General features: G+C 63.2%; 17 protein-coding genes. 3 read left to right on the forward strand and 14 right to left on the reverse strand.

The window, feature by feature from the left end; genetic code table 11:
• The first annotated feature begins 121 nt into the window (after positions 1-121).
• Positions 122-673, forward strand: a complete 552-nt coding sequence (locus ACO2Q4_RS16555; protein WP_311759803.1) for an SRPBCC family protein — start codon at positions 122-124, stop codon at positions 671-673.
• Entirely contained in the window at positions 670-1599 is a 930-nt protein-coding gene (locus ACO2Q4_RS16560; protein WP_423320669.1) for a YncE family protein, read from the forward strand. The genes ACO2Q4_RS16555 and ACO2Q4_RS16560 overlap by 4 nt, the downstream gene beginning before the upstream one ends.
• Here the strand turns inward: ACO2Q4_RS16560 and ACO2Q4_RS16565 are convergent.
• The 5 genes from ACO2Q4_RS16565 to fghA form a co-directional block, all read right to left on the reverse strand.
• Positions 1580-2113, reverse strand: a complete 534-nt coding sequence (locus ACO2Q4_RS16565; protein ID WP_311759805.1) for a PQQ-dependent catabolism-associated CXXCW motif protein — start codon at positions 2111-2113, stop codon at positions 1580-1582. The genes ACO2Q4_RS16560 and ACO2Q4_RS16565 overlap by 20 nt on opposite strands.
• Entirely contained in the window at positions 2110-2928 is an 819-nt protein-coding gene (locus tag ACO2Q4_RS16570; protein WP_423320671.1) for a substrate-binding domain-containing protein, read from the reverse strand. Before ACO2Q4_RS16570 ends, ACO2Q4_RS16565 begins: the two co-directional genes overlap by 4 nt.
• Complete coding sequence (locus tag ACO2Q4_RS16575; RefSeq protein ID WP_311759807.1) at positions 2928-3587, reverse strand: c-type cytochrome, methanol metabolism-related; 660 nt, start codon at positions 3585-3587, stop codon at positions 2928-2930. Before ACO2Q4_RS16575 ends, ACO2Q4_RS16570 begins: the two co-directional genes overlap by 1 nt.
• Before the next feature lie 107 nt (positions 3588-3694).
• Positions 3695-5497 carry a methanol/ethanol family PQQ-dependent dehydrogenase gene (locus ACO2Q4_RS16580; protein WP_311759808.1) on the reverse strand — a complete coding sequence of 601 codons (1803 nt, stop codon included), beginning with the start codon at positions 5495-5497 and terminating at the stop codon, positions 3695-3697.
• Positions 5498-5689: 192 nt separating this feature from the next.
• Complete coding sequence (gene fghA, locus ACO2Q4_RS16585) at positions 5690-6523, reverse strand: S-formylglutathione hydrolase (RefSeq protein WP_311759809.1); 834 nt, start codon at positions 6521-6523, stop codon at positions 5690-5692.
• 214 nt (positions 6524-6737) lie between these two features.
• On the opposite strand from fghA, the gene ACO2Q4_RS16590 reads away from it, so the two are divergent.
• Positions 6738-7892, forward strand: a complete 1155-nt coding sequence (locus ACO2Q4_RS16590; RefSeq protein WP_423320674.1) for a BamA/TamA family outer membrane protein — start codon at positions 6738-6740, stop codon at positions 7890-7892.
• A gap of 7 nt (positions 7893-7899) precedes the next feature.
• Here ACO2Q4_RS16590 and ACO2Q4_RS16595 read toward each other — a convergent pair whose 3' ends face one another.
• The 9 genes from ACO2Q4_RS16595 to rph all read right to left on the reverse strand — a co-directional run bounded on the left by ACO2Q4_RS16595 (position 7900) and on the right by rph (position 14290).
• Entirely contained in the window at positions 7900-8406 is a 507-nt protein-coding gene (locus ACO2Q4_RS16595; protein WP_423320676.1) for a GNAT family N-acetyltransferase, read from the reverse strand.
• The gene (locus ACO2Q4_RS16600; RefSeq protein WP_311759812.1) at positions 8403-9041 is read right to left on the reverse strand and encodes an ATP-dependent Clp protease proteolytic subunit; all 639 of its coding nucleotides are present in this window, start codon (positions 9039-9041) and stop codon (positions 8403-8405) included. The genes ACO2Q4_RS16595 and ACO2Q4_RS16600 overlap by 4 nt, the downstream gene beginning before the upstream one ends.
• A 78-nt stretch (positions 9042-9119) precedes the next feature.
• Complete coding sequence (locus ACO2Q4_RS16605; protein ID WP_311759813.1) at positions 9120-10250, reverse strand: S-(hydroxymethyl)glutathione dehydrogenase/class III alcohol dehydrogenase; 1131 nt, start codon at positions 10248-10250, stop codon at positions 9120-9122.
• A 130-nt stretch (positions 10251-10380) separates the two neighbouring features.
• Entirely contained in the window at positions 10381-10965 is a 585-nt protein-coding gene (gene gfa, locus ACO2Q4_RS16610; protein ID WP_311759814.1) for an S-(hydroxymethyl)glutathione synthase, read from the reverse strand.
• Positions 10966-11067: 102 nt separating this feature from the next.
• Positions 11068-11424, reverse strand: a complete 357-nt coding sequence (locus tag ACO2Q4_RS16615) for a YbaN family protein (protein ID WP_311759815.1) — start codon at positions 11422-11424, stop codon at positions 11068-11070.
• The gene (gene hemW, locus ACO2Q4_RS16620; RefSeq protein ID WP_423320680.1) at positions 11421-12611 is read right to left on the reverse strand and encodes a radical SAM family heme chaperone HemW; all 1191 of its coding nucleotides are present in this window, start codon (positions 12609-12611) and stop codon (positions 11421-11423) included. The genes ACO2Q4_RS16615 and hemW overlap by 4 nt, the downstream gene beginning before the upstream one ends.
• Positions 12608-12982, reverse strand: a complete 375-nt coding sequence (locus tag ACO2Q4_RS16625) for a RidA family protein (protein WP_423320682.1) — start codon at positions 12980-12982, stop codon at positions 12608-12610. Before ACO2Q4_RS16625 ends, hemW begins: the two co-directional genes overlap by 4 nt.
• On the reverse strand, positions 12975-13580 hold the full coding sequence (rdgB, locus tag ACO2Q4_RS16630; protein WP_423320684.1) for an RdgB/HAM1 family non-canonical purine NTP pyrophosphatase: 606 nt from the start codon (positions 13578-13580) through the stop codon (positions 12975-12977). Before rdgB ends, ACO2Q4_RS16625 begins: the two co-directional genes overlap by 8 nt.
• A complete protein-coding gene (gene rph, locus ACO2Q4_RS16635; RefSeq protein WP_311759819.1) occupies positions 13577-14290 on the reverse strand; it encodes a ribonuclease PH in 714 nt (237 codons plus the stop codon). Before rph ends, rdgB begins: the two co-directional genes overlap by 4 nt.
• Positions 14291-14302 lie beyond the last annotated feature (12 nt).

Raw genomic sequence — 14302 nt, forward strand, 5'->3', positions numbered from 1 at the left:
CGGGGAAATTCACCCGATACGTTTGTCGTATGGACGCGGCTTGGGTGCCGAAGGCATGGTCGCACAGTCGGGCGCGGCGGGTCGAAGAGGCCCGGGCACCCATTGCGAGGAGACTGAACGGATGAACCGATTTTTGGCCATCACTCTGGGCGCCACGATGGCGCTGGCAAGCGCGGCCCAGGCGCATGGTCCTGTGCGGCTGAAGCTGGAACTGGACCAAAAGCTGAACGCCTCGCCTGACGAGGTCTGGGCCGCAATCGGCAAGTTCGAAGACATGAGCTGGCATCCCGGCATTGCCAAGACCGAACTGAAAGGCGACGGCTCGGTCGACCAGCCCGAGAAATCCGAACGCGTCCTGCATCTGAAAGCCGATGCGGGCGATCCGACGATCACCGAAATCCTGTCGAAATGGCAGCCGGACAAGCGCTGCTATGCCTACCGGATCGAGAATGTCGATGTCGCGGTGCTGCCGGTGACAAACTATGCCTCGACGCTTTGCGTCAAGGATGAGGGCGGCAAAGCCACGGTCACCTGGCGCGCCGGATTCTATCGCGGTTTCCCGAACAACAACCCCCCACCGGACCAGAACGACGACGCCGCGCTTAAGGCGGTGGGCGGTATCTATCAGGCCGGGCTGGACGCGCTGGCCGAAAGGTTCGGCAAGGCGGAATGATCCGCCACGCAATCCGGCTGGCGTTGGCGGGGATGGTTTGCACCTTCCCCGCCGTCGCCGCCGATCTGGCCTTCGTGACCTCGCAGAATGCCGAGGTTGTCAGCCTGGTCGACCTGCAGAACGGGCAGGTCATGGCCGAGACGCCGGTGCCCGGCGCCCCCGCGCCCGTGACCTTCGATCCGGAACATGGCCGCGCCTATGTCATCTCGGCGGGGACGGGGCTTTTGACGGTGCTGGACGACAAGGCTGCAGTGGTCCGCACCCTGCCCTTGCCGGAGGGTGCCTTCGGCATCGCGCTGGCCTCCGATGGCGGGCTTTTCGTGACCGAATGGTATCAGTCGCGCCTGCTGCGCCTGGACAAGGATCTGAACGTCCTGTGGACCGCCTCGACCGGAAAGGCCCCCGCCGGGGTTGCGACCGATGGCAAGCTGGTGGCGACTGCGGATCGGGACGACGATCAGGTTTCGATCCTGGATGCCGGAACGGGAAAGCGTCTGGCGACCGTGCCGGTCGGCAAGCACCCCTACGCGGTCCTGTTCCATGACGGCAAGCTGTGGACCGCCGATGTGCAAAGCGACACCATCAGTGTCGTCGATCCGGTTGCGGGCCAGAAGATTGGTCAGGTTCCGACCGGCAGCCACCCCTATGGTGTCGCGTTTGCCGGCGGGCGCGGATTTGTCACCGACCAGTATGCCGGCACCGTCACGGTTTTTGATCCGCAAACCCTGACCGTCTTGGACACTCTGGAAACAGGCGATTATCCCGAAGGGATCGCGCCGCTGCCCGACGGCTCGGGCGTCGTCGTCGCGCATTGGGATTCGAACACCCTGGTCTGGATCGATGCCGCGACAGTGAAGATCACGCGCGAGATCGAGCTTCCCGACGGCCCCCGCGCCTTCGGAGCGTTCACGGGGCGTCAGCCGTAACCAATTCGCGCCCGGCAGCCTGCCAACCGTCGCTGCCCTCGGGATACCAGGCGACCCCGGTGTAACCCAGTTGCACCGCGCGCTTGCCGGCATTCCAGCTCATCCAGCAATCGGAGCGACAGAACAGCACCACGGGCGCCGCCTTGTCGCCATGGGTGGCCCGCGAAAGACCCTGCGCCAGCCGCTCAGCCTCTTCAGGGGAAATCCGTTCATACCCGGTGTCGTAAAGCCACAGCGCGCCGGGAATGGTCATATGCGGCGGCGCGTTCCAGATCGTCCCTTCGGGCAGGCCGTCGGGACGCTTCTTGCGCGGCATGGCGTCGATGAAGGGCACGCCCTGATCGTGCAGGGCGATTGCCTGCGCCGTATCCACGACCCGGGCACCGGAAAGTGTCGCCGGCACGGCCGAGCGATAGGGCTCGCCATGATAGTCCTGCGGCTCGGGCACGGGGGCATCCTGTGCCAGCGCGGGCCCGGCCAGCAACATCAGTGCAGCCAGGGCCCCCAACTTCATGGCTTCAGCCCCTTGCCATAGTCGTCCAGGATCGGCACCCCTGCCTCGCGCAGGATGGTGTCGATCTGGTCCTGGTTGCGCCGGATCAGGCTGTTCAATTCGCGCTTCCACGCGTCCTCGCCCGGTCGGACGCCCATCGTGATGCGATAGAACATCTTCGGACCGGTCGTTTCCTTCAGCAGCGGCGTGAATTGCAGATCAGGATCGTTCTTGATCAGCGGTCCCGCCATCGGCCCCCAAAGGACGGCAGCGGCAAGCTCGCCCGACTTAACTTGGGCCAGCATGTCGCCAACTGGATTTTCGACACGGCGATCCACGAACAGGTCCCAGCCGCGCATGTCCTTGGCCAAGCCCGCCCGCGCCAGGTTGCTCGCAGGGGGCGTCCCCGCCACCACGCCGATGGGCTGGCCCTTCAACGCAGGATCCTCAAGCATGTCGACCGAGGCCAGCTTGCTGTCCTTGCGCGTCACGATGCCATAGGCAGAGGTGTAGTAATGATTGGTGTTCAACACCATCTCATCGCCCTGGGCATAGCCCATGACCACGTCGCAAAGTCCGGCGCGCAGGGTTTTGCGGATGAAGCCCGAACCCTGCGGGAACCAGGTATAGGTCACCGGCAGGCCAAGCTGTTCCCCGACGAAGCTGGCCAGCTTGTTTTCGAAACCCGAACCATCCTCGGACGACATCGGAACGGCCGCGGGGTCGGCGCAGACGCGGAATTCGCCATGCGAACGCAGGTCGGCGACCTGCGCCGTCGCAGCCGAAGCCACGAGGCAGCAGGTCGCCAGAACGGCTGGAAGAAGACGGTGTCCCATCATCCTTCCATGCACGAGTTTTCCTGGGTCACGAAATCGTCCGGCTTGGCCTCTTTCTTGGCCGGGCGGCCACGCGGCAGATCGCCCGTCCCGCGGGCCAGCAGATAGGCATAGATGTCGTCGATATAGCACCAGACGTTCTTGTTGGTGCCGAACGCGGGCATGACCAGGTTCGCGGCCGTGTTCACGTCCTGCTTGCCCGAAGCGACGATTTCCTGGAACTGGTAATAGTCGATCTTGAGGACCGAGTTCTTCAGCGCCGGCGCATAGGTCGAGCCTTCTCCATCCGGGCCGTGGCACACATGGCATTCCGCCGAATAGCGGCGATAGCCCGAGAAGGTGGCATAATCGATCGTCCCATCCTCGGACATCTTGAACGTGGGAATGCCCTCGGCATTGTACCAGCGTCCGTTCTCCTGATGGTCCGGGGTCATGTCCTGGCCGTTCGGAAGGACCAGCTTGCCCCCCTCGGCCTTCACCTCGGCGGTTTCGGCGGGTGCTTCCGCCGCGGGGGCGTTCCCCGAAGTCGCGGCGGCAGCGCCTGCCCCGGCCTGTGCCGGAGGCGTCGTATTGTCCTGCCCAACGGCCGTCTGGGCCATGGCTACGGTCGCACATGCGACGCAGATCGCCATCAGTCTGGCGGTCGTTCTGTTGTTCATGAATCTTCCTCCCTACTCCGTCCTTTGAAAGGACAGGGCCGCTCCAAGTTACCCTTGGAACGGCCCATTTCGAGTCACAGTTTGGTATTCGGCACCAAAGTATGAGGTCAGCCGGGCAGCTCGAACACGGTCAGCTGGCCGCCCAGTTCGGTGTATTGCGACAGAGCCGCATAACCGCCCACGGCACCCAGACCTTCGTTCGGGTTGGTAAGGCCAGCCGCAAGGCCGATGCCCGCCCAGCCGCCGACACCGGACAGCACGGCCACGTACTGCTTGCCGCCATGTTCATAGGTCATGACGTTGCCGATGATGCCCGACGGGGTCTTGAACTTGTAGAGTTCCTTGCCCGTTTCGGAGTCCACAGCCTTCAGATAGCCTTCCAGCGTACCATAGAAGACGATGTCACCCGCAGTCGCCAGGGCACCAGACCAGACCGAGAACTGCTCAGGCAGCGACCACTTGATCTCACCCTTGGTGTTGTCCCAGGCGATGAAGTTACCCATGCCGCCATGGCTGTTCGGCGCGGGATACATCGACAGGGTCGCACCGACATAGGGTTGGCCCGCGGTATAGGCGACGCGGAACGGCTCGTAGTCCATGCAGACGTGGTTGGTCGGGACGTAGAACAGGTTGGTCTTGGGCGAGAAGGCCGCCGGCTGCTGGTCTTTCGAACCAAGGGCCGCCGGACAGATGCCGGTCGAGTTGGTATCCTCGCCATTCTGTTCGGTCGAGTACTCCGCGACCACGGCCGGGCGGCCATAGGTCTCGGACTTGGGATCCATGTCGACGCCGGTGGTCCAGTTCACCGCCGGATCATACTTCTGCGCCACCAGAAGCTCGCCCGATTCACGGTCCAGCGTATAGCCAAGGCCGTTCCGGTCGAAGTGGGTCAGAAGCTTGCGGTCCTTGCCGTCGATCTGCTGGTTCGTCAGGATCATCTCGTTGACCCCGTCGAAGTCCCATTCGTCATGCGGCGTCATCTGGTAGAACCACTTGGCCATGCCGGTATCGGCGTCGCGGGCCATGATGGTCATCGACCACTTGTTGTCGCCAGGGCGCTGCGAGGGGTTCCAGGTCGAAGGGTTGCCGGTCCCGTAATAGATCAGGTTCAGGTCCGGGTCATAGGAATACCAACCCCAGGTGGTACCGCCGCCGATCTTCCACTGATCGCCTTCCCAGCTGCTCAGCGAGCTGTCCTTGCCGATCGGCTTGCCCAGCACGGTGGTCTTTTCGGGGTCGACCAGCATTTCTGCGTCCGGACCGGTGGAATAGGCTTTCCACGCTTCGGTGCCGTCCTTGAGGTTATAGGCGGTCACACGACCGCGCACCCCGTATTCGCCGCCCGAGACACCGACGATGACCTTGTCCTTGACCGGAAGAACGGTCGCGGTGTTGGTTTCGCCAACTGCCGGATCGCCGGTCTTGACCGACCACTTGACCTCACCGGTCTTGCTGTCCAGCGCCACCAGCGTGGTGTCCGCCTGATGCAGCAGGATCATGCCATCTGCATAGGCAAGACCGCGGCTGACGGTGTCGCAGCACATGACCGCGATCACGTTCGGATCCTGTTGCGGCTCATAACGCCACAGGATCTTGCCGTTGTCGTTCAGGTCCAGCGCAAAGACATTGTTCGGGAACGGGGTGTGGACGAACATGACGTCCCCGATCACCAGCGGCGAACCTTCGTGACCGCGCAGCACGCCGGTCGAGAAAGTCCATGCCACGCGCATGTCCTTGACGTTGTCCTTGTTGATCTTGTCCAGAGTGGAATAGCGGGTGTTGGCATAGTCACCCGTCTGGATTGCCCATTGTTCGGGCTTTGCGATTTCTGCAAGAACGCTGTCATTGGCCATTGCCGAGGTGCCGGACAGCAGCAACGCCATGACGGCGCCCTTCATCAAATTCTTCATGAATTTCCCTCCGCTTGTAGGCCAGCGCGACTCCTCATTCGCGGGGTGGCCCTCCTCGGGGAGTGTTTCTGTCCGCGCGCCCCTGCGTCAACGAAGCCGACCGCTTCGCCAAACTAAAGTCTTAGGGAATCAAGGTAATCCGGGAGGGAATTCCACCTGCGAAAAAGACAGTGGAATTCCCCTGTGGCGGTATCAGCCCAACCGTTCCGCATGCCAGCGGATGTGGTCTGCGACGAAGGTCTGAACGAAGAAATAGCTGTGATCATAGCCTTTCTGCATCCGGAATTCGCCGGGCTGGCGGCGCTCGATCATGGCCTGGGCCAAAGACGCGGGCTTCAGCAGGTCCAGGAACTGGTCCGACGCCCCTTGGTCGATCAGGACCTCGCCCGGATAACCGCGCTCGCGCATCAGGACGCTTGCGTCGTGGCTCTCCCAGGCGGCGTGGTCATCACCCAGATAGGCCGTGAACTGCTTGCGGCCCCAGTCGGAATCCGACGGATTCGCGATGGGCGCGAAAGCCGAGACGGACCTGTAGCGTTCGGGCATGGTCATCGCGATGGTCAGCGCGCCGTGGCCGCCCATGGAATGGCCGGTGATTCCCTGCGCCTCGCGGTCCAGCGGAAAGTTCGAGAAGACCAGTTCGGGCAGTTCATGCGTCACATAGTGCCACATGCGGAAATGCGGTGCCCAAGGCTTCTGGGTCGCATCGACATAAAAGCCCGCACCTTGACCAAGGTCATAGGCTTCGTCATCGGCCACGCCCTCGCCACGCGGCGAGGTGTCCGGGAAGATCAACGCAATCCCGTATTCAGCAGCCCATTCTTGCGCCCCGGCCTTGGTCATTGCGTTTTCATGCGTGCAGGTCAGGCCCGAGAGGTACCACAGGACCGGAACCTTGCCGTGCTCGGCAGCCGGCGGAAGGTAGACGGCGAATGTCATCGTCGTGCCCGTGGCCTCGGACTGGTGGCGATAGACGCCCTGGATGCCGCCAAAACTGCGGTTCTCGGAAACGGTTTCGAACTTCATCGGTCTTTCCCTTCAAGCGAAACGGTTGCTCTGACGTGCTGGAAAGCAATTCCGCGACCGGCCGGCAATCGGCAATCGGCGTTTCTGCAACAAATGGCCGGGCGGCTGCGTGGGCGTGACCCCAAGGACACGGCGCGCAGAAAACCGCAATTACCCCGTGCTGTCCACCGTCTGCATGCTACCTTGAGGCGCGCCAACAGCGGGAAGGTCTACCATGTCCACTCTGCCCCGGTCGTCCGCATTCCTTGGTTTCGCTTCAGCTTTCGTGATTTCGCTTTCAGCGGACGCGGCGGACGCGTTCGACTTTTCGATCTTCGTCGACCCTGACGACCACATGTTCGATGCCTCGGCCCTGTTGGCGCGGGGCGGCTTCATCCCGATCCCGGTCATTATCACCGAGCCCGCCGTTCAGGGTGGCTTCGGCGTCGTCGGCCAGTTCATCAACAGCGCGCTGGGTCCGGGCGGACAGGGCGCGCGCACGATGGTCGGGCTTGCCCTGACGGGGAACGATTCCAAGGCGGGCGGCATCATGAGGACGGGTCAGTTCCGCGAAGGCAAGGCGCGCTATCAGCTTGCCTTCGGTGGGGCGGATATCACGCTGCCGATCTTTCCCTTCGGGCTGGACCGCTCGGTCGATTACAACAACTCGGTCTTTGGGGGGATTGCGGCGGCACGGTTCAAGCTTGGTGAAACGAACTTCTGGCTGGGCCCGCGCCTGACCTATCGCCATACTGAAATCTCGCTGGGCGGGTCCGAGGAAGAAACCGAGTTGGGCGGCCGCGTGCGAAGCGCGATCAACGACGTGATCGACCCGCAGCAATATATCTCGCTGGGCGCATCGCTGCATTACGACACGCGCAACAACCCTGTCTCTCCTACAAGCGGGATCAACGCGGTCCTGAAGTTCGACCGCTATGACGACGCCATTGGCAGCGATGCGGATTTCAACAACCTGTCCGCCGTGGTCACAAGCTTTACCGAGTTCGGGGATGCCTGGTCCTTTGGCATCCTGGCGGAATATGACGCGGTCAGCAGCGGTGCGCCCTTCTTCATGGCGCCCAGCGTGGCGCTGCGCGGGGTCCAGCACGGGCGCTATTCCGGGGACAGCGCGCTGACCTCGGAAATCGAGCTGAGGCGACAGTTCACCCCCCGCTGGGCCGGGGTGGTCTTCGGCGGCTATGGCGAAACCCATGTCGAGGATTCGCGCCTGTTTCACGCCGAGGACGGGATATGGACCTATGGCGCGGGCTTCCGTTATCGCATCGCGCGCAAGATGGGCATCGATGCGGGGTTGGATGTCGCCAAAGGCCCCGAGGACACGATTTTCTATATCCAGTTCGGCCACGCATGGATGCGGCAGATGGACTGACTGCGGATCAATCCGCTGCCAGATTCTGGAACATCACCAGCGCGTCGACATAGCCCAGCCGGGGATGCAGGAATGCCCCCGGCAGCCGGCCGACGACCTCGAACCCCGCGCGCTGCCAGGAATGGACAGCATCGGAATTGGTCGCGACCACGAAGTTGAACTGCATCGCCCGAAAGCCCTGGTCGCGCGCCCAGTCCTTGGCATGCGTCACCAACGCCCGCGCAATACCCCTGCCCCGTGCGTCAAGATGGGTGGCGAAGCTGGCATTGGCGACGTGGCTTGCCGGGCCGGGGCGATTGCGACCGACATGGCTGGTACCAAGCACCTTCCCCTGAAACTCGGCCACGAAGACGGAAAAAGGCGCGGCGAACCAATCCGCCAGCGCCTCATCTCGCGAGATGTCGGTGGGGATGCAATAGGTCTCGCCCGCCCGATAGACCGGTTCGAGAATCGACCAGATCGCATCCCGGTCCTGAAGCGTGGCGGGACGGATCAGGATCCCGCCCGCCGTCATTTCAGTTCGTCCACCGACCGGATCACCTTGCCCAGCAGTCCATAGTCCAGCGCTTCCTGGGTGTTCAGCCAGAAGTCGCGCTGGGTGTCCTTTTCGATCCGCTCGACCGGCTGGCCTGTCGCATCGGCAAAGATGTGGTTCAGCCGGTCGCGCATCAGGCGGACCTGCTCGGCCTGGATCATCATGTCGGACGAGGTGCCGCCGATCCCGCCCGAGGGCTGATGGATCAGAAAGCGCGTGTTCGGCAGGCAGAAGCGGTTTTCCTTTTTCGCCGCGACAAAGATCAGCGCACCGGCCGAGGCGACCCAACCCGACCCGATGGTGCGGACGGTGGGGCGGATGAACTTGATCACGTCATGGATCATGTCGCCCGATTCCACATGCCCGCCGGGCGAGGAGATCAGCATGTTGATCGGCTGGTCGCTGTCTTCGGCCAGAGCCAGCAGATGGGCGACGGTGCGCTGCGCCAGCTTGTCGTTGATCGCACCGGCGACGATCACCGTGCGCGACTTGAAGTAGAGCTTGCCGATCTTGTCCCCCTCGGGCAGGCCAAGACCTTCGTCCTTTTCGCCTTTCTGCGGGCGATCGTCCTCATCGTCGTCGTCATCGTCATCATCGAGCCATTGGTGACGCATCGGCCTGCTCCTTATTTCCTCATGGCGACGGCGGGACCAGCGGCCCCGCCGTCCTTTTAACTAAGCAGCCGTTTACGATCAGTAAAGGACGACCGAGCGGATGGATTCGCCCGAATGCATCAGGTCGAAGCCCTTATTGATGTCATCCAGCGGCATCGTGTGGGTGATCATCGGGTCGATCTCGATCTTGCCGTCCATGTACCAGTCGACAATTTTCGGCACGTCGGTGCGGCCACGGGCCCCGCCAAAGGCCGTGCCCTTCCAGACGCGGCCCGTCACCAGCTGGAACGGACGGGTGCTGATTTCGGCGCCCGCTGCCGCCACGCCGATGATGACCGACTGACCCCAGCCGCGATGGGTACATTCCAGCGCATCGCGCATGACCTTGGTGTTGCCGGTCGCGTCGAAGCTGTAATCGGCGCCGCCGATCTGGTCGAACGGGGTCTTCGTCATGTTGACGATTTCCTGCACGACCGAGCCTTCGATCTCTTTCGGGTTGATGAAATGGGTCATGCCGAAATGCTCGGCCATGGGCTTCTTGTCATTGTTCAGGTCGACGCCGATGATCATGTCGGCACCTGCAAGGCGCAGGCCCTGGATGACGTTCAGACCAATGCCGCCCAGACCGAAGACAACGGCTTTCGCGCCGATCTCGACCTTGGCAGTGTTGATGACGGCCCCGATCCCGGTGGTCACGCCGCAGCCGATGTAGCAGATCTTGTCGAAGGGTGCGTCCTCACGCACCTTGGCGACCGCGATCTCGGGCAGCACGGTATAGTTCGAGAAGGTCGAGCAGCCCATGTAGTGATGTATCGGCGTGCCATCCAGCATCGAGAAGCGCGAGGTTCCGTCGGGCATCAGGCCCTGGCCCTGGGTGGCGCGGATGGCGGTGCACAGGTTGGTCTTGCCCGACAGGCACGAGGCGCATTGGCGGCACTCGGGCGTGTAAAGCGGAATCACATGGTCGCCCACCTTGACCGAGGTGACGCCGGGGCCGACCTCGACCACGACGCCGGCGCCTTCATGGCCCAGGATCGCGGGAAAAAGCCCTTCGGGGTCGGCGCCCGAACGGGTGAATTCGTCGGTGTGGCAAATGCCGGTGGCCTTGATTTCAATCATCACCTCGCCGGCCTTCGGCCCTTCGAGATTGACCTCCATGACTTCCAGCGGCTTGCCGGCCTCGAGCGCGACGGCTGCACGTGTTCTCATCGATAATCTCCTTGCGTCCTGGCCGATTGGCCTGCTGAATGTCTTGTCATAACCGAACCCTAACGCGCGGGTGGCCATGGCTTTGGGGGCCGGTATGACCGACCCCCTGTCGCGGCCAAAACGGCAATCGTCAAGCCGCGAGTGCGCCGGATTTCTTGGCGATATGCGTCGCGATCGCGTCCATCAGGGGCGGCGAAAGCGCGTCATAGGGCTCAAGCCCCAGTTCGCGCAGGCGCGCGCGGATGCCAGCCATGCGGCTGGGATCGACACCGGATTCGATGATCGAGCTGACGAAGGCTGCAAATTCCGGCGCCGCCCAGCCGTCCTGGTCGGAAAGCTCGGTATGGACGAAGTCGAGACCGTAGAACGGGTGTTCCTTGTTCTCGATCCGGCCGTACATGTGCACGCCGCAATCCTTGCAACGATAGCGTTGGATCGGAGCGTCCTTGTTCACGATCTCAAGCTTCTCGGCACCGCTCAGCACCTCGACCGAGTCGCGGCCGACGACAGCGACTTGCGAGAAGATGGCGCCTTCGGGTTTCCAGCATTTGGTGCAGCCACAGACGTGGTTATGCGCAGTCTGTGCCTTGACCGCGACGCGCACCGGATTGGATGCGCATTTGCAGTGAAGTTCACCGCCCGCGAAACCGGCCTTGGCCGGCTTGATGCCGTTATCAACGGCGGGGTGGATCTTCACCCCGGAAGTGTCGCTCATGGTCCTCCCTCCGAATAGACCCTGGGCCTTGAACGGCACCAGTGAGCGCAGTTTGCTCCGCAGCCGAAAACACACAAGTGGGCAAAAGGTTGTATCGCCGGATCAGGATTCTGGCCGCGTCACCAGCCACAGTGCGACCGCGCTGCAGACCAGCGCCTGGGCGACGACAATGCGCGGATCAAGTCCGAAATAAAGCGACCATCCCACCCCGCAGGCCATCGCCACGGTGGCCCAGATCTTGGCCATGCGCCCAACCACGCCCCGTTTTCGCCACGCCCGGATCGGCGGGCCAAAAGTCGGGTGCCGCATGATCCGGGCGCCCAGCCGGGGCGAGGATTTGGCAAAGGCCCAGACCGCGACCAGAAGGAAAGGCACGGTCGGCATCACGGGCAGAATCGCGCCAATGACGCCCACCGTCAGCGAAAGCCAGCCAAGGGCAAGCCACAGCAGGCGCATCATTCGGCCAGTTCGCGCAGGATGCCGTTCAGGACGGGCCTGCCCGCCGCTGTCGCGGCAAGCCGGTCGCCTCGCTGCTCGACCAGTCCAAGGCCGATCAGGTCGGCAAGCCTGCCCTGGGGCAGCTTTGCCCCATGGGCCAGATAGCGCGGCACTTCCAGCCCTTCGGTCAGACGAAGTGACATCAGCAGATATTCAACGGCGCGATCCGACAGGGACAGGCATTCGCGCAGGCTGTCGCCGGTGCCCCGCGCCTCAACCGCCTCCAGCCAGGCACCGGGGGCGCGATGCGCCTCGGTCGCCCAGCGTCCATTGGCCAGCGTCAGGCGGCCATGCGCGCCGGGCCCTACGGCTGCCCAGTCCCCCTGCCGCCAATAGATCAGGTTGTGAAGGCTTTCGGCGCCCGGCCTGGCGTGATTCGAAATCTCATAGGTCGGCATTCCAGCGGCGGCGCAGATCTCTTGCGTGTCCTGATACATGTCGGCGGAGAGATCGTCGTCCGGCAACCCCTTCAAGCCTCCTTTGGCATGGCGGGCGCCAAAAGCGGTCCCCGGCTCGATCGTCAGCTGATAGGCCGAGAGGTGGTCGACAGCCATTCCAAGCGCCTCGGTCAACTCACGCCTCCAATGGGCCCGGTCCTGATCCTGGCGGGCATAGATCAGATCAAAGCTGACGCGCGCGAAGCAATCCCGTGCAATGTCGAAGGCGGCCCGCGCCTCGGCCACGCTATGCATCCGGCCCAATCGCCTCAAGTCGTCATCGTTCAGCGCCTGCACCCCCATCGAGACGCGGTTCACCCCTGCATCGGCATAGGCGCGGAAGCGTCCCATCTCGACGCTGGTAGGATTCGCCTCCAGCGTAATCTCGATGTCGTTGGCAAAGGGCCATTCGGCACGGGCAGCCTCGATCACGCCCGCGACCGTCTCGGGGGCCATCAGGCTGGGCGTACCGCCGCCAAAGAAGATGCTGTTCAGCACCCGGCCCGGCAATTCTCGCCCCAACCGCGCCAACTCCTTGCGATAGGCAGCAAGCCAACGCCCCTGATCGACAGTCGCCGATACATGGCTGTTGAAATCGCAATATGGGCACTTCGAGGCGCAGAATGGCCAATGGACATAAAGCGCGAACCCCCCCGCCCTCCAGTCCTGGGCAAGGGGATCCAATTGTGCGGTGATTGTGGCGGTTGTCATCCCTTGAACGCGGTTACCTCGATCTCGACCTTCATTTCGGGTCTGATGAGCCCCGCGACAACCATCGTGGCCGCAGGTAACGCAACCTTCATCGCCTCGCCCAGGACCGGGGTGATTTCCTCCACCAATGCTGGATCGATAATCGTGTATTGCACACGCACGATGTCGGCTGGATCGAATCCCGCCTTGCGAAGCGTGTCGAAGATCGTGGCAAAGGCATTCCGTGCCTGTTCGGCGGCACTGTCGGGCATCGCCATCGCCGCATAGTTATAGCCCGTGGTGCCCGAAACGAAGCACCACGGCCCCTTGACCACGGCCCGGCTATAGCCGAGCGCCGTTTCGAAGGGGGAACCGGTGGAGATCCTAGACACAGGCCGCCTCCAGCTTGCGGAAGGCATCGGCACGGTGGCTGATGAGGTTCTTCTCATCCGCGCTCATCTCGGCGAAAGTCCGGTCCTGACCGTCGGGAATAAAGATCGGGTCATAGCCGTGGCCTTGCTGCCCGCGCGGCGGCCAAGTCAGGCGGCCAGGTGCAATACCTTCGAAGATTTCCTCGTGACCATCCGGCCAGAGCAGGATCAGCGTCGCGCGGAACTGGGCCGTGCGGGGCTCGGGAACGCCGCGCTGGTCAAGTTCGGACCATGTGCGGGTCATCGCCTGCATGAAATCGCGCCCGTTGGGCGTCTCGGCCCAATCGGCGGTATAGACCCCCGGCGCACCGTCCAGCCCGTCAACCGTGATGCCACTATCATCGGCCAGGACAGGCAGCCCCGTCGCCTGCACCGCTGCGCGCGCCTTGATACGGGCATTCCCGATAAAGGTCGTCTCGGTCTCGTCCGGTTCGGCCAGTCCCAACTCTCCGGCCGAGGTCACGTCGATCCCGTGCGGGGCAAGCATGGCGCGGATCTCCTCCAGCTTGCCCTTGTTATGGGTCGCCACAAGAAGCTTCCCCTCGGTCAGCTTCCTCATACGATGGCCTCTTTCTGCGCGAGAACCAGTTCGGCGATTCCGGCCTCGGCGAGGTCCAGCAACTGGTTCATCTCGGGGCGCGAGAAGGTCGCGCCCTCGGCGGACATCTGGACTTCGATCAGGCGTCCGGCACCGGTCATGATGAAGTTGCCGTCGGTCCCGGCCTCGCTATCCTCGGCATAGTCCAGATCGACGATCGGTTGGCCGGCATAGATGCCGCAGGACACCGCCGCGACATGGTCCATGATCGGGTCAGAGGATATGACGCCCGCCGTCAGGAGCTTGTTCACGGCCAGCCGCAATGCCACCCAGCCCCCCGTGATCGAGGCGCAGCGGGTTCCACCATCCGCCTGGATCACATCGCAGTCGATGACGATCTGGCGTTCACCCAAGGCGCGCCGGTCGACACCCGCGCGCAGCGACCGCCCGATCAGGCGCTGGATCTCTTGTGTGCGGCCCGATTGCTTGCCGCTGGCCGCCTCGCGCCGGTTGCGGGAGTTGGTTGCGCGCGGCAGCATTCCGTATTCCGCCGTGACCCAGCCCTGCCCCGAGCCCTTCAGAAAGGGCGGTGCCTTGTCCTCGATCGTGGCCGAGCACAGGACCCTCGTATGCCCGCACGAGATCAGGCAGGACCCTTCGGCGTGGCGCATGACGCCCGTCTCGATTGAAATCGGACGCATATCGCTTAATTTTCGGCCAGAAGGTCGCATCGGTCATTCCTT

This window comes from Paracoccus sp. KR1-242 (assembly GCF_049446195.1).
Classification (GTDB): Bacteria; Pseudomonadota; Alphaproteobacteria; order Rhodobacterales; family Rhodobacteraceae; genus Paracoccus; species Paracoccus broussonetiae.